The organism is Bacillus tequilensis, assembly GCF_012225885.1.
In the GTDB taxonomy this organism is placed as follows: domain Bacteria; phylum Bacillota; class Bacilli; order Bacillales; family Bacillaceae; genus Bacillus; species Bacillus tequilensis.
In genome coordinates, this window is record NZ_CP048852.1 from 3,306,963 (window position 1) to 3,325,353 (window position 18,391).

An 18,391-nucleotide genomic window follows, 5' to 3' on the forward strand; every position below is an offset into this window, starting at 1 on the left:
CCGTATACATTTTGGAGGAATAAATATGTTACCAAAATACGCTCAAGTAAAAGAAGCAATCAGTTCATGGATTAATCAAGGTAAAATACTGCCCGACCAAAAGATCCCTACCGAAAACGAATTAATGCAGCAATTCGGCGTCAGCCGGCATACCATTCGCAAAGCGATCGGAGACCTCGTCTCACAGGGTCTCTTATACAGTGTGCAAGGCGGAGGAACCTTTGTCGCTTCACGCTCTGCTAAGTCAGCGCTGCATTCCAATAAAACGATCGGTGTTCTGACAACCTACATATCAGACTATATTTTCCCGAGCATCATTAGAGGAATCGAATCTTATTTAAGCGAGCAGGGATATTCCATGCTTTTGACAAGCACAAACAACAACCCGGACAATGAACGAAGAGGTTTAGAAAATCTGCTTTCCCAGCATATTGACGGACTCATCGTGGAGCCGACAAAAAGCGCCCTGCAAACGCCGAATATCGGCTATTATTTGAATTTGGAGAAAAACGGCATTCCGTTTGCGATGATTAACGCGTCCTACGCTGAGCTTGCAGCACCGAGTTTTACCTTGGATGATGTAAAAGGCGGCATGATGGCGGCGGAGCATTTGCTGTCTCTCGGCCACACGCATACGATGGGTATTTTTAAAGCTGATGACACACAAGGCGTGAAACGGATGAACGGATTTATACAGGCGCACCGGGAGCGTGGATTGCTTCCTTCTCCGGATATGATCGTGACGTTTACGACGGAGGAAAAAGAATCAAGGCTGCTGGAGAAAGTGAAGGCCACACTTGAGAAAAACAGCAAGCATATGCCGACAGCCATTCTTTGTTATAATGATGAAATTGCGCTGAAGGTGATTGATATGCTGCGGGAGATGGATGTCAAAGTGCCGGAGGATATGTCTATCGTCGGGTATGATGATTCGCATTTCGCCCAAATCTCTGAGGTGAAATTAACCTCTGTCCAGCATCCGAAATCCGCGCTCGGAAAAGCAGCTGCAAAATATGTCATTGACTGCCTCGAGCATAAAAAGCCAAAGCAAGAGGATGTCGTATTTGAGCCTGAGCTGATCATTCGGCAATCAGCCAGAAAACTGCATGAATAAAAAAGCAATGTATGGGTCTCCCCGTTACATTGCTTTTTTTATAGCTGTTATCTGTTTTTCCAAACGTCAGCGATGATTTCAAACGAACGCATTCTGTCTGCATGTTCAAAGGTTTCTGAGTTGACCATAATTTCATCAGCCTGCGTTGTTTTGACAAAGTCTTCGAGCTTCGCCTTCACCTCTTCAGGACCCCCGACGATCGTGGAGCTCAGCTGCTCATTGACCATCGCTTTTTCATACGGGCTCCAGATTTGGTCCATGTCCTCAACAGGCGGCTTAAGCTGGTTCGGCGTGCCGCGCACAAGGTCAAGAAATCTTTGATAATGCGACGTCGCAAGGTGTTGCGCTTTCTCGTTTGTATCTGCCGCGATAATGGTGACGCCGACCATTGCATACGGTTCGTCGAGCACGTCTGACGGCGTAAAGGAGTTGCGGTACAGCTCCAAAGCGGGAACCGTATTCGCCGGTGAGAAATGGGCCGCGAACGCAAACGGAAGACCAAGTTCGCCTGCCAGACGGGCGCTGAAGCCGCTTGAGCCCAGCAGCCAAATCGGCACATCTATCCCCTCTCCCGGTATGGCGCGGACTTGATTGCGCACATTTCCCGACGGTTTAAAGTAATGGCGCAGTTCCTCTAATTGTTCCGGAAAATCTTCACCGCTGCTAATGTTTCTGCGGAGCGCTCTTGCTGTCAATTGGTCCGTTCCCGGCGCACGTCCGAGCCCCAGATCAATCCGTCCGGGATACAGCGTTTCCAGCGTGCCGAATTGTTCAGCAATTACTAATGAAGAGTGGTTCGGGAGCATAATGCCGCCGGAACCGACGCGGATTTTTTTTGTACCGCCGGCAATATGGCCGATCAAAACCGCAGTGGCTGAGCTTGCGACACCTTCTATATTATGATGCTCAGCAAGCCAGTAGCGATGATAGCCCCATTCCTCCGCACGGCGTGCCAAGTCCATACTGTTTCGGAATGATTCCGCAATCGTTCCTCCCTGAACAACAGGAGATAAATTCAAGACAGAAAGCAAGGTATCTTTGCGTTGTTGAGTAGACATGTTTTTCTCCTTTGTAAATGTGTTATCAGTAAACAGCCTCAAGCTGTCAAGTCATGATCGAAAGGACTTCTCTCACACCATAACACAACCGCATTCAGGAATAAAAGAATTTGATTCGATGAAATTCGAACAATATAAAAACGAACAGTTTCATACCGTTATTCTGCCCCAAACAGCTCCTGCGCCATCTCAATAAAAAGCTTAGCCGCCAGAGAAGCCTCCTTCAGCGACGGAACAGCAAGCTGCACATCGCGATATACCTGCGGGTCCAGATCCCGCGTCACCACATGCTCCGGCAGCGGCATGCCCGACATGGACATTTCTGATAAAATCGCCAGCCCCAAGCCTTCTCTGATCATATTGATCGAGGTGTTCATGTTATAGACTGTAAAAGCGTCGTTCAGCGTAGCGCCCGCCTGCCTGAACATATCGTGAAAAGGTGATTCATAGCCGCCGTCACAGACGATTATCGGTTCATGATCGAGATCTTTCAGCGTAATGGCTGAACGGCTGCAAAGCGGGTGATCATCTCTGAGCACGACGGCCATTTTATCTTTTTTCAGATGAATGTACTCCATCTCCTCTGATGGATACAGAAGAATGCCGACATCTATCATCCGCGTGTGAAGCCACTCCTTGACTTCATTTACGGTTCCCTCATGCAGTACGAGCTCCAGTTTCGGATATTTTTGTTTAAACTCACTGATCAGCTTCGGCATAAAATAAGCCGAGGCAGTTGAGAATGTGCCGATATGGATCGTTCCCAATTCAAAGCCTTTTTCCGCGGCCGCGACTTGTTCAACTTTTTCAACGCCTTTTAAAACTTCCCTGATGTGGACTAGCACCTTTTTTCCTGTCTCGGTCAGCATCAGGCCATTGCGGCGATCACGGATGATCAGCTTCACATCAAGCTCTGCTTCAATGGCAGAAATCGCATGGCTGACAGCCGGCTGCGTCATGTTCAGCGCCTGCCCCGCTTTTGTAAAGCTCCCCGTTTCAGCTATTTTTACGAAAACCCTTAATTGTGTAATGGTCATAACAATTTACTTATGCTCCTTATAAAAAAGATTCATTTTATTTATCTTATATTCTACCGTATCATATGATGGAAACGTTCTACAAGGAGTGATCGAAAAGTGAACCAGCTCTCAAAAACGCGGACAGCGCTCCTGCTCGCCTTTCTCGTCATCATGTGGGGCGTCAATTGGCCGCTGTCGAAAGCAGCGCTCGCCTATTCGCCTCCATTGTTGTTCGCGGGCATCCGGACGCTGATCGGCGGACTTTTATTAGTCATTGTCGCACTGCCGCGTATTCATAAATTGCGCTTAAAAGAAACATGGCCGATTTATCTTGTTTCTGCGATTTTAAATATTACATTATTCTATGGTCTGCAAACGATCGGGCTGAATTATCTTCCAGCCGGCTTGTTTTCCGCTATCGTCTTCTTTCAGCCGGTGCTGATGGGTGTGTTTTCTTGGCTGTGGCTCGGCGAATCGATGTTTGCGATGAAAGTGATCGGGCTGATCCTCGGTTTTGCAGGTGTAGCGGTCATTAGTGCCGCGGGCTTTGGCGGACATATTTCTGTCATTGGGGTTCTGCTCGCTCTCGGTTCCGCAATCAGTTGGGCGCTCGGAACGGTATATATGAAAAAAACAGGCAGCCGTGTCGATTCCATTTGGATGGTCGCCTTGCAGCTGACGATCGGAAGCGTGTTTCTGCTGATATCCGGCTTTTGGACAGAAAGCTTTTCCGCGATCCAATGGACAGCTCCTTTTATCGAGAGCCTGCTGTTCATCTCTGTATTCGTTATCGCGCTCGGCTGGCTTGTCTTTTTTACGCTTGTCGGTTCAGGAGAAGCAAGCAAGGTTGCATCCTACACTTTTTTGATTCCGCTCATATCGATTATAGCCAGCTCCATTTTCCTGCATGAACCACTCACCCTTAGCCTCCTGGCGGGTCTGCTGCTGATTGTAACGAGCATCTGCCTCGTGAATTCGAAATCGAAAGCACAGAAAGCCGCGGCAATCGGTGTAAAGGAGAAGGCCGCACAATAATAAAAACCCTCTTGCCGAATGCGGCAAGAGGGTTTCTTATTTACTGATACCTGCGTCCTTTGACCAGATATGCCACTGTAATGAAAAGATAGATTGCCGCAGTGATGAGCGTAATGACTATTGACGTTGTCATGATGACCCCGATCAAAATGGCGAGTAATGCCAGTACCGCAAACCATGTTGTGTACGGGAACCATTTTACATAATAAGCCGGTGTTTCTGTTTGCTGTTTTCTCGATTTCAAATGGGCGAGCCCGATGATCAGCCAAATGAATAAAACGGTATATCCCAATGATCCCATTAAGTAATTAAACGTTTGGCTCCCTGCGAACAGAGAAATCAATACGCCAATATAGAGAGAGGAAGTGCACATCAGAATTGCAAACATCGGCACGTTTTTCGATGAAAGCTTCGAAAAGATTTTCGGAAGTCTTCCGTCGGTTGCCTGTGTATATAAAATGCGTGATGATCCGTATAAACCTGAGTTCATCGAAGAAATGATCGCCAAAAGGATGACTGCATTCATGATATGATCCGCGCCCGGAATGCCAACCATTTTAAAGACCATCACGAAAGGACTTTCCGGAACGGAATTGACTTGATTCCATGGAATCAGGCTGACGATGATGAAAAACGGCAGCAGATAGAACGCGACAATCCGTGTCAGTGTGCTGCGGACAGCTTTCGGGACAACCTTCTCCGGATTCTTTGTTTCGGCAAGTGTCACACCGATAATTTCTGTACCGCCGTAAGAGTAGATGACGACAAGCATTGCCGTAATCAGCCCTGTGCCGCCGTGCGGGAAAAATCCGCCGTGCTCTGTCAGGTTCGAAAATCCGGCAGCTGTGTGATCACCGAATGAGACGAATAAAAGCAATAATCCTAAAATAATAAAGACAATAATAACGGTAATCTTGATCATGGCCAGCCAATATTCGGTTTCGGCGAAGATCTTAACAGAAAGCAAGTTCACAATCGTGACGACGAGAGAAATCCCCAATGCCAGCACCCAAATCGGGCAGCCCGGCAGCCAATATTGAATAAAAATCGCAGCTACAACAGCTTCAGCCGCAATATTAAGCACCCACATCTTCCAATATATCCAATCCAGAAAATAAGCGGCGTAATTCCCTAACACCTGCTGGACAAGGTCACGGAAGGTTCTGGCATTACGGTTGCGCACAGCCATTTCCGCGAGCCCCTGCATAATAAACAGCAAAATAATTCCGCCAAGCAGGTAAGCGATAATGACAGATGGCCCTGCCACATCGATCGCTGAGCTGCTCCCTTTAAATAAACCTGCGCCGATTGCTCCGCCCAGCGCCATCATCATAATATGGCGGGACGTCATCGTGCGCTTTAACGTCTGATTGTCCTTTTTCATCCTCTTCTACCTCTCCTTCTCGTTTTCAAAAACAAAAAAAGCCCGCCGTCTCCTATCTACATCTAATAGATAAAGAGACGACGAGCCTTTGGCTGACCGCGGTACCACTCTTGTTGATTCTTCATGAAGAATCCAGCTTTTGACCTGTAACGAAGGTTATCCGTTAAAACATAGGGAATATTCAATCTATTCCGTTCCGTCTTACCACTCCCGGGCGAGTTCAAAGAAGAATCAGGCTGCGTCGCACCACCCCGCAGCTCTCTGTTCTGATCACTTTCTTTTACTGCTCCCAATCTATGTGTTTTAGTTTTCTGAAAAACTTAAATTTTATGATCTGAATATATTAACATAATATACGTGCTTCTCATTTCCCTGTCAATAACTTCAGAGAAAAAAGAATCTGTTATTTTGTCCCTTTTTGAATGGCTTTCCAAAAGGACTCTGACTCGTTTCCTAATGCATAGACTGAGACACCTGCTATTTTATATTGCTTTGCCAAATGGCTTTTCGTTTGAACGGTTTTTTCGTTTTCATACCACACGACATGTTTATGCTTCTTTTTGTCAACGTAGGAAAATGTCATCGAACCTGATTTTTTGTGGAATGCCGGCTTTGCTTTCTGCTTTTTGATGAGAGATTTGAGTTCATTCCATTCTCTCGCTGCACTGCCGCTTCCGTCTTTCACATCCCAGTCATAGCCATATGCGGGAATTCCCATAATGACTTTATTGGCTTTGATTTTTTTGACTGAAAACTGCAGGGAGCTTTTGATCCAGCTTGTGCTTGCCACTGATCCCGGATCGCCCCAAATGCCGTGTTCGTCGTAAGTCATGACTTGTACGTAATCCGCATATTTACCGATTTTCGCATAATCATACGGCCAGCTCCAGTCATCTTTTTGATCATCGGCGCTTTTGGCGGGAACCGAAACCATTGTTTTGATCTGTTTCTTTTTCAAAGCCTGTGAGACATCCTGAATGAAGCGTGAGTATTTGGATCTGTCTTCTGGATTCACTGCTTCAAAATCGATATTGATACCGTAGTATGAGTTTTTTTTAGCCAGTGCTATCAGCTGATCTGTGAAACGTTTTTTCGCTGTTTTATTACTCATAACTCGACTCGCTAAATCTCCGTCAAAATCGGAAATGGCGTCATTATAGTTAGAAATGACGGCCCATGTCTTGATTTTTGTCTTCTTCGCATATGTCAGCTGCTTAGTTGGGGCATCGCCAATGATATGTCCGTTTTTTTCAAACGCAAACGTATCTGTGGCGATGGAATTCATGTATGTATGATATTTCGCAAGAGAATTGTACGAGGCCGTATCACCAGTCGTGTAGCCTAATGTCATGCCGGCTGCCTTCGCCTCTGCGTTTGAATACATAAACAGAACAATCGCAATCGCCAGTGAAATCGCTGCGATCAGCCACTTTTTCATCGCATTTCCTCCTTATTCAAGCCATACTCTTCTCATCGGCGAAAATATCAGAAATTAAAGTTTTTTCAAGCAAAAAACCCGGCATATGCTGCCGGGCTTTCTGAGATCAGCGGTCAGAGACGAGAATATATGCGGCTTTTACAGGTCCGTGCACCCCGACGACTAAATCCATTTCGATGTCGGCTGAGTTGCTCGGTCCGGTAATGTAGTTGATGCATGAAGGAACAGTGACGCCGTCCGCAATGTTTTGACGGATGATATCACTGGCTTGCGTCATTCTCGGCACGATGCTTGATTTCGGGACAATCGCAATATAGGTTGTCGGCAGAAGGCTGACAGACCGGCCGATGTCTTTCGAGGAAAAGAGGACAACTGTCCCCGACTCTGCCAGTGTGATCTCGCTGAATGTAATCCCTACATTGGCTTGCTCCGCTTTTTTGATATTTTCTTCCCCTTTGGCGGCATCCCACTCCCAGACCGGCGTGCCATCGTTCGGCCAGTCCTTGGTAAGCAGGCTTTTTAGACCGTATGCTTCAAAGCGGGGGTCCTTCGGAATGATGACAGGGCCTCCTGAAAAGCGGCTGACTTGCTCGCGCAGGGCATCGTAAAGGCCCGTTGAATCCGTTTCAATCAGCTCTGTATGGATTTTGACACAATGGTTTTTAAGCACCGTGACTAAGTCATCCGCTGAATATCCTGCAAGCGTTTGATGCTGCGGCTGGTGCGCCCACTCAGGGACTGCCACGCCTCCTGTTCTTCTTTCACGGCCCAGGCGTGATGCGATTCGGTTTAAAAAGCTCTCCTGATTCTGAATGGTTCCCTTCGTCGTCATCACTTCTCCTCCTTCGTGCGTTCACTTGTTTCTCTATCTGTAAACCAGTCTCTGAATCTCGATTTATGCGGTGCCGGGAAGTCGCGGATCTGCGTCCAGCTTTTGAGCGGGCCGGGCCCTTTCGAAATTTTGTCGTCCTCTGTAAAAGGCGTCATGGCGGCCGGCGCCCATTTTGAGCCCATTTTGTAAAGCGACAAAGAGGATGCACCAAGCCCGAACGCTTTCATCGCAAGCTTTTCACTGATCGGCGCTTTGCCTTCTTTTTCGACGATGTTCTGGCGATGCTTGAGAAGCAGTTCATGCAGCGGAATTTTGACCGGACAAGCTTCTGTACAAGCAGCGCACAGTGAAGACGCATACGGCAGTTCCTTAAAATCGTCGTAACCCCCGAGCAGCGGCGATAAAACTGCTCCGATCGGTCCCGAATAGATGGAGCCGTATGAGTGTCCGCCGACATGGCGGTATACTGGGCAGACATTGATACAGGCGGCACAGCGGATGCATTGCAGCACAGATTGGAATTCCGTTCCGAGAATGTTGGAGCGGCCATTGTCAACGATGACAAGATGGAATTCCTCCGGCCCGTCCGCTTCCTCTTCCAGCTTTGGACCTGTCAAAGCCGTAATATAACTTGTCAGCCGCTGTCCGACAGCGCTTCTTGTCAGCATGCTGACAAGCACTTCAAATTCAGAAAATGACGGGACGATCCGCTCCATTCCCATGACGGTGATTTGTGTTTTCGGCAAGGTGCTGACAAGCCGTCCATTTCCTTCATTGGTCACAAGGCTGACAGAACCCGTGTCAGCGATGGCGAAGTTGCAGCCGGTTATGCCGATATCCGCTTCCAGAAACTTTTCCCGCAAGATGGCGCGCGCGTGCATGACAAGCTCTTCCGGTTTTTCGGTATGCTGATAGTTGAGCCTTTCTGTAAACACATCGCGTATCTGCTCTTTATTTTTATGAAGGGCGGGCGCTACGATATGTGACGGCGGATCATGATCATCAATCTGCAAAATATATTCGCCGAGGTCGGTTTCAACGACTTCGCAGCCTTCCTGCTCCAGCACCTCATTCAGATTGATTTCCTCTGTGACCATAGATTTTGATTTTACGATTTTCTTCCCGTTCTGCTTTTGAATGACATCGCGAATATAAGAAGACGCCTCCTCCGATGTTTCCGCGAAGTAGACATGCCCGCCTCTTTTCGCCACATTTTCGGCAAGCTGACCGAGATAGAAATCGAGGTTGTCAAGGACGTGCTGCCTGATTTCCTCTGATAGCGAGCGCCACTCTTCCCAGTTCCCCAGCTCTTCTGCCGCTTCAAGGCGCCGTGTCCGCAGACGCTCCTGCGCCCCCAAAACAGCACCTCTCATAAATTCATTATCAATCCCCTGTGATACCCGCTCTTTAAAAGCGTCAGTACCGATTTTCATCGCCATGATCCTTTTCCCCCTCTGTATCCAGTTTTATCTGCTGTTGAGCACTTCGGCGATGTGCATCACTTTGACATTCTTGTCTTTTCGGTCAAGCCGTCCCCCGATGTTCATCAAACAGCCGCAGTCAGCACCGATCAGCACCTCTGCTCCCGTTTCTTCGACACATGCGACTTTTTCATCGACCATCTGCTCAGAAATCTGCGCCATTTTGACGGAGAACGTTCCTCCAAATCCGCAGCAGTTATGTTTGCCCGGAAGCGCTGTAAACTCTAAGCCCTTCACATGGCTCAGAAGTTTCATCGGCTCCTCCCGAACCCCGAGCAGCCTTGTCATATGGCACGACGTATGCAAGGTCGCTTTTGTATGAAGGGTCGCGCCGACATCCTCGACCCCAAGGACATTTACGATAAAATCCGTCAGTTCATACGTTTTATCGGCAAGCCTTTGCGCTTTGTCTGCCCATTTCGGGTCATCCGCAAACAAGTGCGGATACTCCCTGAACATTGTCGTGCAGGAGCCGGAAGGACTGACGACATATTCGGAATCCTCAAACGTTTCGATCATCCGTTTCATTGCTTTTTTGGCGTCATGGACATAGCCGCTGTTGTAAGCCGGCTGCCCGCAGCAAATTTGCCCTTCCGGAAAATCAACCTCACACCCAAGCCGCTCCAGCAGCTCAACCGTTGCTTTTCCGACATTTGTTTGAAACATATCAACAAGACAAGTGACAAAAAGTGAGACTTTCATGATGAACCCCTCTCTTATCCCCAATATATGATCAGGTCATCTGATGACCTGACTTAAAATAACTCTATGAATATCGTACACTATTCTGACAATAAAAGGGAAGGTTTTTCTAAACATCCGCAATAAAAAACGCCTGTTTCACTGGACAGACGTTCATAGCACTATACCCTTTTTCACTGGACATACAGGCACTTTCTGTACTTTTTATATGTTTTCATAAATAAATAAAAGAAGCTAAGAGCGCTAAAGAGAACAATCCAGCCTGCTCCCCCTCTCATTAGTGCAATAGGTGTTTCAAATAAAAAGGCTCTGATAAAAGCCGCTCCGGTCTTATCCCACAGACCCGGCGTATAATATAAACTCTGAGGACGGATAAATAAATCAATAGTCAAAGCTTTGGTAGTATAGAGAATCAAAATGAAGGATAAAAATAGAAAAGAAAGTGCAAAGTATGATTGCAACAGGCGTTTATATCTTCCGGCTCTGGATTCTGTATCAGAAAAAATATCGTCTGATGCATTGGCATCCTCTTTTCTAAAATAATGCAGGCCTTGTGAACTGAAAAGATGCTTCCATCCGCTGTCTTCAAAAAGAGTCCGATAATCAGTAAAATCCTCCGGATGTGTAAATGTGCGATAGTCAATTCTGATGGTAGAGTTGTCAGAGGATGCTTCATCTGCAAAACGATAGGATAACAACCCTCTCCCTTCTAATTCACACCCCTTATATGCCATCTTATTGAGCCATTGTTCCTCACTGTCAATGTCCATAAAATATCTGTATTTCTTCATATGGCCTCCCCCTTTTTATTTAATTTCCGCCTCGTTATGCCGACCAGCTGCTCCATTCTCTCCATGTCCTTCCTTAACACATTTCTTCCAAATTCAGTGATGATATATGTTTTTCTGCGGCGATCTTCACTTGGATAGGGCTCAATCAACTGATGTTTCAATAAGTTTTCGATTGCTCCATAAAGAGTTCCGGGCGCCATTTTCACTCTTCCGCCGCTAAGATCTTCAATATTTTTCATAATGATGTAGCCGTGAGCAGGATGTAACAAAGATAAAAGAACATAGTAAACAGTCTCAGTCAGCGGCAAATGCTTATTTTCATTCATATCACGGCCTCCATACTCAGTATCACTGTATAACGCTATCATATACAGTGATACTGAGTAATGCAACCATAAATATCCATACAAATACAAAAAACCTGGCTAAATCGCCAGGTTTTCATTAAATCCACCCTTTTTCCTCAGCAATGCTTGCGGCTTCTGTCCGATTTTTCGCATTGAGCTTTTGGATGATGTCTGATATGTAGTTTCTGACAGTTCCTTGAGATAAATAGAGCTCCAGCGTAATATCTTTTGTTGTCTTGCCTAATGCCGCCAGCCGGAGAATTTCTTGCTCTCTTAAGGTGAGGGGATTTTCGTCTCGAATCATGTTAAACGTCAGCTCGGGGCTGAAAACTCGTTTTCCCTCTACACACTTCCGAATGGCGGCGGCCAGATCGTCAATCTCGCCGTCTTTCAGCAGATAGCCGTGTACGCCGGCTTTGACGGCGCGTTCAAAATAGCCGGGGCGGGCAAAGGTCGTTAAAATAATGACCTTGCTGCCGCAGCCTTTTTGCATTAATTCCTCTGCCACGTCCAGCCCGCTTCGAACCGGCATTTCAATGTCCATGATGCATACATCCGGCTCCAGCTTCAAAATGGCTTTTAGCGCTTCTTCCCCGTTTAATGCCTGTCCGATGACTGTCATATCCTCTTCTAAATCAAGCAGAGACCCCAATGCGCCTAAAAGCATTCGCTGGTCCTCAGCAATCAACAGACGAATCATTCTTTCGTCCTCCCATCATTCTGCTTTTTTAATCAGCGGAATCGTCAACGTCACCACCGTTCCCTTATGAGCCGAAAGCGTTAATCCGCCTTCAATAAGCATAAGCCGTTCTTCCATGCCCCGCAGACCATTGCCAAACGTTTTCTCCTTAGCAGCTCCCTTTCCGTCATCTCGTATCACAATCCTCATTTTATCAACAAACTGAGTAATGCTGATGGCGCAGTGGGTCGCTTTGCTATGCTTGATAATGTTGGTCACGGCTTCCCGCATACACATGCTGATAATATTTTGCGTGACGGGTGATATCGCTGTAAAATCATCGTCTCCTTCATACTCAAAGGTAATGTTCCCCGCTCTTAATATGTGCTGAATGTTGGCAAGCTCCTCAGTCATCGTGACCGTTCTCATATCAGAAACCAACTCACGAACTTGCTTGAGTGCGGCTCTCGAGCTTGTTTCCATCTCTTTTGCCTCAAGCCTCGTCCGCTCTGGATCAGATGCTGCCAGCCGCTGAATGAGCTGGCTTTTTAATGTAAGAAGCGACAGGGTATGACCGAGGGTATCGTGAAGGTCACGGGCGATTCGAACGCGCTCCTCCCTTTTGGAGAGTTCTTTTATCTGTTCGTTTGCTTGGTCAAGCTTTGTTTCAAGCTCTATTCTCCGAAACATAGAACGGATTCCGAATGGAGAAATCAGCATGATGACCTGAAATGGAAGAATAGAGAACAGCTCCCGAATGGAGACCGTATCCGCAAATAATCGGTACAGACAAGGGAGCAGCAGCATGAAGAGTAAACCGCAGAAAGCACGGTTAAACTTCGTTTTCTCTTTGTAATAACCAACAAAGTTTGCTGGGAAAAAACCTAAGTATATATAGCTGATATCATAAAACAGACTGTATATCAAAATAACCGCCATTTGCACGATGAGCCAATATGTAAACGAACCTCTGCCCAAGCTGCTGAACAATTGGCGATATGCCGCAACGAAAAGGACCAGCATGCTATATCCAATCAGCTGTTTGATGCCTGACTCTTTCAATAAAGTGAGGAACGGCATAATGATATACACCAGAAAGATATAAGGGAAAAACCCGAATTGCTTCGGGAAAATAGATATTGCTTTTTTCATATATTACACCGCTTCTTGTTTTCTTCTTATATACTTAGATAGTAGCATGAAGAGTAGCAAATAAGCGATTAAAACCAGAATATTTTTCCATGTTGGACTCCCGCCACGAACAAGTTCCCACGCCCCGTTCCCGAAATGATAAGACGGAAGCCAGCGGCCAATGTTCTGCATCATGTCAGGCATGACCTCAACCGGCATCCACATGCCCCCGCCTAAAGCCAGAAGCATGTAAAGCACATTACTGATTCCGGCCGCTGTTTCTACCTTTCTCATGAGGCCGATTAGTGTGCCTAATGCTAAAAACGGCAATGCGCCAAACAAAATCCACAGCCCGCTCATGATCCATTCAAACGGCGACAAGGCAATGTCATTAATAATTGCGCCGAAAAGAAAAATGACGGTAATGGATAAAACGTGAATCACACTTTGCCCGATCATCTGAGCTGATAAATAGATATGATCCGGAAGAGGCGTAATACGGATAAAGGCAGTCCAGCCTTGTGACCGTTCTTGAACCATGCGGATGCCAAGCGTCATGATAGAAGAACCCATCACGCTGAAGGCTGTCATCGACATTAAGTAATGGGCTTCCCATTCACGTTGGTCGGGAACGTTGGTATTCACTACATTGGTAAAGAAATAATAAAAAGCGATCGGCATCATCAGCGACCAAAGCACAAAATACTTATTCCTAAGCACCCTTTTCATTTCAGCTACACTTTGCTTCAGCAGCATGTTCACTCACATCGCCTCCCTTTTTCCGTCAGCCAGCCGGCGAAATGCCTCATCGAGCGTTCCATGCTCAATTCGAATATCCCGTGCTTGGATGTTTTCTTGAAAGATCAGCGCTAACACTTTGTCTGTATTTGATGTTTGGATGATGATTCTCTGATGCTCTCGGATGACTTGCTCTACTTCCGGGTGTCGGGACAGATTCTCCAACGATTCCTCTGCACGGAGCGCAAAAGAAACAGACTGTTTCTGAATCCTTGAGCGGAGCTGCATTGGCGAGCCGTCTGCCACAAGCTGTCCGTCAGCGAAAAATAAGATTCGCTGTGCGGCATCATCTGCTTCCTGTAAATAATGAGTTGAAAAAATAATTGTTTTCCCCTGGTCTGCCAGTCCATGAATGGTCTGCCAGAACCGATGTCTTGATGATGTATCCATCCCGACTGTCGGTTCATCGAATATCAGCAGCTCCGGGTTCCCGACAAGAGCCAAAGCAAAGCTCAAACGGCGTTTTTGTCCGCCTGATAATTTTTCTGCCCTTGTTTTCAAGTCTTCTGTTGTGAGAGCTGTTAATGAAACGAGTTCTTTCAAGGACAATGGATTCGGATAATAGCTTCGAAAGAGTTCGAGAATTTCATTCACCTTCAGACCTGGCATGACACTCACTTCCTGCAGCATCACGCCTATTTGCTCGCGAACCTGCTGATCATGCGGAGCCCGGTTAAATAATTTGATTTCTCCCCCACTCGGCTTCAGCAATCCTAATATCATAGAGATGACGGTCGTCTTCCCTGCCCCATTCGGTCCGAGAATGGCTGCAATTTCTCCTTTTTTCATGCTGAAGCTGATGTTGTTCACAGCTGTTTTTTGCTGGAACTGTTTTGTCACATTGCTTACTGATACTGTCTCATTCATCACATAAGCACCTCCTGATCGCTTACATTGATTGTAAAATGCCGGAGGAGCTGTTGTTAGTATGGGGTGTCATGATAATGGAGTGACAAATGTCATATTTTTTCTCACCGCATGCGCCCAGGCAATCCATCCCCCTGCATCTTCCAATTCAACCGCTTTTCTATGCCGCATGTTCCTTTTTCTTTTAAACTGCTATTACTTTCATAGAAAGATGCACTCTTCAAACAGTCCGAGTGTTATGATAGACATACTGGACTTTATTTTACTTTCCGGCTGAAAGGAGCCAATCATGAACGAAGCGATTTTGTCACGAAATCATGTGAAGGTGAAGGGCAGCGGCACATCATCTATTATGTTTGCACCTGGTTTTGGATGCGATCAAAGCGTGTGGAGCGCCGTGGCGCCGGCCTTCGAAGAAGATCATCAAGTCATTTTATTTGATTATGTCGGTTCGGGACATTCAGATTTGCACGCATATGACCTGAATCGTTACCGGACACTTGATGGCTATGCCCAAGATGTTCTTGATGTTTGTGAAGCTTTAGATCTGGAAAAAACCGTATTCGTGGGGCACTCTGTCGGAGCTGTGATTGGAATGCTGGCTTCCATCCGCCGCCCGGATCTTTTTTCTCATCTGGTGATGGTCGGCCCCTCTCCTTGTTATTTAAATGATCCGCCTGAATATTACGGAGGTTTTGAAGAGGAGCAGCTCTTTGGCTTGCTGGAGATGATGGAGAAAAATTACATAGGCTGGGCCACTGTATTTGCGGGAACTGTTCTGAATCAGTCCGATCGGCCTGACATCAAGGAAGAGCTTGAAAGCCGTTTTTGTTCTACCGATCCTGTGATTGCCCGCCGATTCGCAAAAGCCGCGTTTTTTTCTGACCACCGGGAGAATCTTTCAAAGGTAACGGTTCCCTCTCTTATTCTCCAATGCTCAGATGATATCATCGCACCGGCAGCAGTAGGTGAATATGTGCATAAGCATCTGCCTTATAGCAGACTGAAACAAATGGAGGCTCGCGGGCATTGCCCCCACATGAGCCATCCTGAAGAGACGATCCAGCTGATCGGCGATTATTTGAAAGTGCACGTGTAATAGAGGAACGAAAGGGATAGAGGTGACCCTCTTAATGGACAAACAATTGAATGATGCACCATGCGGTTTCCTCACTTTGTCAGAAGAGGGTTTGATGATAGCTGTCAACCGTACCTTGCTAAAGACTCTGAATGAAGAGCCGGATCAGATTATCGGCAAGCATATGAATACGATTTTGACCGTTCCCTCACAGCTTTTTTACCAGCTCTATTTTGTTCCGCTTTTGAAACTGGAGCACCACATCGAAGAAATATACTTGTCTCTGAAAGCAAGAGATGGGGAAGAAATCCCAGTCCTTGTCAATGCGATTGCGAGAGCCGATAGCGGGGCTGCTGTCTTCGAGTGTGTTCTGATTCCGATGCGGAAGCGAAATGAATATGAAAATGAGCTGCTGATGGCCAGAAACGCGGCTCAGGAAGCTTTGCTTGCCAAACAGAAAGCCAATGCGGAGTTAGAAGTTGCCTTGGGAACGCTGAAGGCAAAACAAGAAGAACTTCTTGAGATCAACAAACAAAATCAGCAATTTAAATTAAGCACCAAAAGAGAGCTTGAGCTCGCCAGAAAGATTCAGGAAAACTCATTGACTGAACCGATTGTAAACGATCAGATTCAAATTGACGCTTATTACAAAGCCTCCAGTGAGTTATCTGGTGACCTATACGGATTTTATCAAATCGATAAACATCGGTACGGCATTATTATTCTTGATGTGATGGGGCACGGGATTTCATCGGCTTTGATTACAATGTCTCTGCATCCTTTGTTCCAGCGCCAGATCACGCAAGGCCTCAGCCCCGTCAACGTCATGAAGGAATTAGACCGGCACCTTCACAGCTTGTTTCAAAATGATGAGGAAGCAAGACATTATTGCACTGCCGTTTATCTCGAGATTGATACAGCCCGGAAAAGAATGGATTATGTTAACGCAGGGCACCCGCCGGCATTATGGCAGGGTGCCGATGGAACCCAGCATCCGCTGCACGCAACCGCGCCCCCGATCGGGATGTTTGAAGACACGGTGTTTCAATCAAGCAGCCTTTCATACCCGGAGGGCGGAAGGCTCCTTCTGTATACCGATGGCGTGATGGACCCTACGGCTTCATGTTATTTATTTGATCTATTAAAGGATGATCCCGATTTGCCTATTGCTGGCCTGAAGGAGAGAATTCTTACATCACTGCAGCATCATAAAGAAACCCATCATAAAAGTGATGATGAATGTTTTATATTAGTTGATTTGAAATAAAAAAGATCCATGAGATTTGCTGCATCTCATGGATTTTTTGTTTTAGCGTCTTTTCGGGATATGGCCTGACTGTGCATATTGAAACACCTGCAGGGAAGGAAGCGGGTGTCCGTTACAATCAAACAAAGCTTGGTTATCCACAGCACTTCCCCCGTACCACTTCCCTGCATCTTCAGGGTCGTATTCGGCAGCATAACTGGAGGCCCAGCCTGACCCGTATGTTTCCCACAACACTTTGTTTTTCTCCACCTGTGTTTTTGGCCCGACCGGAATCCATGTCGGCTCCCAATAGAAAACGCCAAGTCCTGCCGTACCCGTATTCGCTACAGCCTGCATCACATCTCTTATCGCATTCGCCTGGCCTTGAACGGATATTGGATATGGCAGCGTCTGCCCGCTTTTTGGCGCCGTATTTTCATGACCGTCGCCATCTTCAGCGGTATAAGTGTACGAGGTCTCCGCTACCATGACTTTTTTGCCGTATGTATCGGCAACAGCCTTCAGGATGGAGGTCAAATTCTGCAGCGTGCCGTGCCAGAAAGGATAGTAGGAGCTCGCAAACACATCATAATCCACTTTGTTTTTGCTGAGTGTTTCCGCAATAAATGAATACCTTCCAGCCGTTTCAGGATTGGTAAAATGCAGTGCGACTAGAATGCCGCGGTTTGTTTCCCTGACCGCCCGGCTTCCTTCGTTAAACAATTGGCTCATCTTTGTCCAATCGGTTTCGCCGGCAAATGCCCCTGTCGTTTCATTTCCGACCTGAACCATGCCGATATTGACGCCTTCCTCGATCATCCTTTGCAGGCTTTGTTTTGTAAATTCGTATAGCCTTGCTTTTTTAGCTTCAAAGCTGAGATTCGCCCACGCTTTAGGCACCTTCTGTTTCGCGGGGTCCGCCCAGAAATCAGAATAATGAAAGTCGGCCAGCACCTTCATTCCGTTTGCTGTCGCTCTTTTTCCGATTTCGATGGCTTTTTGAACATCATTGTTTCCCCCGCCATACCCATTGCCACTTGAATCATACGGGTCATTCCAGATGCGGACGCGAACATAGTTGACGCCAGCTTGTTTTAAGGTTGTAAAGATGTCCTGACGTTTTCCGTTTGTGTTGTAAAAGGTGACACCGCTGTTTTCCAAAGCAATAACACTGGACACATCTGCCCCTTTGATAAAGTCCTTGTTCATGCCCTCTACTTTTTTAATGGAAAGATCCTCTGCGCGAAGTTCTGGCACATGTTTTTCCTGCTTAACAGCAGCGGCATATCCCGGTGAACTGAATACACTCCATACGATGGCAGCCGCAAAGAACATTTTCAATCCGCTCCTCATGATTCCACCCCTCACGCGATTTCAAAAAAAAGCTCCGC

18 protein-coding genes and 1 other annotated feature are annotated in these 18,391 nt (G+C 46.7%); of the genes, 4 read left to right on the top strand and 14 right to left on the bottom strand.

Features of this window, described 5'->3' with window-relative positions:
* The first annotated feature begins 25 nt into the window (after positions 1-25).
* Positions 26-1,114 (top strand): arabinose utilization transcriptional regulator AraR, encoded by a 1,089-nt coding sequence (gene araR / locus G4P54_RS17505; RefSeq protein WP_167873364.1) that lies wholly within the window; start codon positions 26-28, stop codon positions 1,112-1,114.
* A gap of 47 nt (positions 1,115-1,161) precedes the next feature.
* Here araR and G4P54_RS17510 read toward each other — a convergent pair whose 3' ends face one another.
* On the bottom strand, positions 1,162-2,172 hold the full coding sequence (locus tag G4P54_RS17510) for an LLM class flavin-dependent oxidoreductase (RefSeq protein ID WP_024713480.1): 1,011 nt from the start codon (positions 2,170-2,172) through the stop codon (positions 1,162-1,164).
* 158 nt (positions 2,173-2,330) lie between these two features.
* A complete protein-coding gene (locus tag G4P54_RS17515) occupies positions 2,331-3,209 on the bottom strand; it encodes a LysR family transcriptional regulator (protein ID WP_167873365.1) in 879 nt (292 codons plus the stop codon).
* 99 nt (positions 3,210-3,308) lie between these two features.
* Between G4P54_RS17515 and G4P54_RS17520 the strand changes: the two genes are divergently transcribed.
* Entirely contained in the window at positions 3,309-4,226 is a 918-nt protein-coding gene (locus G4P54_RS17520; RefSeq protein ID WP_167873366.1) for a DMT family transporter, read from the top strand.
* Positions 4,227-4,266: 40 nt separating this feature from the next.
* Here G4P54_RS17520 and G4P54_RS17525 read toward each other — a convergent pair whose 3' ends face one another.
* The 11 genes from G4P54_RS17525 to G4P54_RS17575 all read right to left on the bottom strand — a co-directional run bounded on the left by G4P54_RS17525 (position 4,267) and on the right by G4P54_RS17575 (position 14,679).
* The gene (locus tag G4P54_RS17525) at positions 4,267-5,610 is read right to left on the bottom strand and encodes an amino acid permease (RefSeq protein WP_167873367.1); all 1,344 of its coding nucleotides are present in this window, start codon (positions 5,608-5,610) and stop codon (positions 4,267-4,269) included.
* 70 nt (positions 5,611-5,680) lie between these two features.
* Positions 5,681-5,916: a binding site (T-box leader), on the bottom strand.
* Positions 5,917-6,013: 97 nt separating this feature from the next.
* On the bottom strand, positions 6,014-7,048 hold the full coding sequence (locus tag G4P54_RS17530) for a glycosyl hydrolase family 18 protein (protein WP_167873368.1): 1,035 nt from the start codon (positions 7,046-7,048) through the stop codon (positions 6,014-6,016).
* A gap of 106 nt (positions 7,049-7,154) precedes the next feature.
* Positions 7,155-7,880: a lactate utilization protein LutC gene (lutC, locus tag G4P54_RS17535; RefSeq protein ID WP_024713475.1), complete on the bottom strand. Its 726-nt coding sequence runs from the start codon at positions 7,878-7,880 to the stop codon at positions 7,155-7,157.
* The gene (lutB, locus tag G4P54_RS17540) at positions 7,880-9,319 is read right to left on the bottom strand and encodes a lactate utilization iron-sulfur protein LutB (RefSeq protein ID WP_024713474.1); all 1,440 of its coding nucleotides are present in this window, start codon (positions 9,317-9,319) and stop codon (positions 7,880-7,882) included. Before lutB ends, lutC begins: the two co-directional genes overlap by 1 nt.
* Before the next feature lie 27 nt (positions 9,320-9,346).
* Positions 9,347-10,063, bottom strand: coding sequence for a lactate utilization iron-sulfur protein LutA (gene lutA / locus G4P54_RS17545; protein WP_167873369.1), 717 nt, complete (start codon positions 10,061-10,063; stop codon positions 9,347-9,349).
* Positions 10,064-10,236: 173 nt separating this feature from the next.
* Positions 10,237-10,854 (bottom strand): DUF2812 domain-containing protein, encoded by a 618-nt coding sequence (locus tag G4P54_RS17550; protein ID WP_167873370.1) that lies wholly within the window; start codon positions 10,852-10,854, stop codon positions 10,237-10,239.
* A complete protein-coding gene (locus G4P54_RS17555; protein WP_167873371.1) occupies positions 10,851-11,180 on the bottom strand; it encodes a PadR family transcriptional regulator in 330 nt (109 codons plus the stop codon). The genes G4P54_RS17550 and G4P54_RS17555 overlap by 4 nt, the downstream gene beginning before the upstream one ends.
* A gap of 118 nt (positions 11,181-11,298) precedes the next feature.
* Positions 11,299-11,901 carry a two-component system response regulator YvfU gene (yvfU, locus tag G4P54_RS17560; protein WP_167873372.1) on the bottom strand — a complete coding sequence of 201 codons (603 nt, stop codon included), beginning with the start codon at positions 11,899-11,901 and terminating at the stop codon, positions 11,299-11,301.
* A 15-nt stretch (positions 11,902-11,916) separates the two neighbouring features.
* Entirely contained in the window at positions 11,917-13,032 is a 1,116-nt protein-coding gene (locus tag G4P54_RS17565; protein WP_167873373.1) for a sensor histidine kinase, read from the bottom strand.
* A gap of 3 nt (positions 13,033-13,035) precedes the next feature.
* Positions 13,036-13,773 (bottom strand): ABC transporter permease, encoded by a 738-nt coding sequence (locus G4P54_RS17570; RefSeq protein ID WP_024713468.1) that lies wholly within the window; start codon positions 13,771-13,773, stop codon positions 13,036-13,038.
* Entirely contained in the window at positions 13,774-14,679 is a 906-nt protein-coding gene (locus G4P54_RS17575) for an ABC transporter ATP-binding protein (RefSeq protein WP_081719762.1), read from the bottom strand.
* Between the two features lie 286 nt (positions 14,680-14,965).
* Between G4P54_RS17575 and G4P54_RS17580 the strand changes: the two genes are divergently transcribed.
* Together G4P54_RS17580 and rsbP are read left to right on the top strand one after the other, a co-directional pair.
* Positions 14,966-15,775, top strand: a complete 810-nt coding sequence (locus tag G4P54_RS17580) for an alpha/beta fold hydrolase (RefSeq protein WP_167873374.1) — start codon at positions 14,966-14,968, stop codon at positions 15,773-15,775.
* A 34-nt stretch (positions 15,776-15,809) separates the two neighbouring features.
* The gene (rsbP, locus tag G4P54_RS17585; protein ID WP_167873375.1) at positions 15,810-17,021 is read left to right on the top strand and encodes a phosphoserine phosphatase RsbP; all 1,212 of its coding nucleotides are present in this window, start codon (positions 15,810-15,812) and stop codon (positions 17,019-17,021) included.
* Between the two features lie 42 nt (positions 17,022-17,063).
* Here the strand turns inward: rsbP and ganB are convergent, their stop codons facing one another.
* Positions 17,064-18,353 carry an arabinogalactan endo-beta-1,4-galactanase gene (ganB, locus tag G4P54_RS17590; RefSeq protein ID WP_167873376.1) on the bottom strand — a complete coding sequence of 430 codons (1,290 nt, stop codon included), beginning with the start codon at positions 18,351-18,353 and terminating at the stop codon, positions 17,064-17,066.
* Positions 18,354-18,391: the final 38 nt, after the last annotated feature.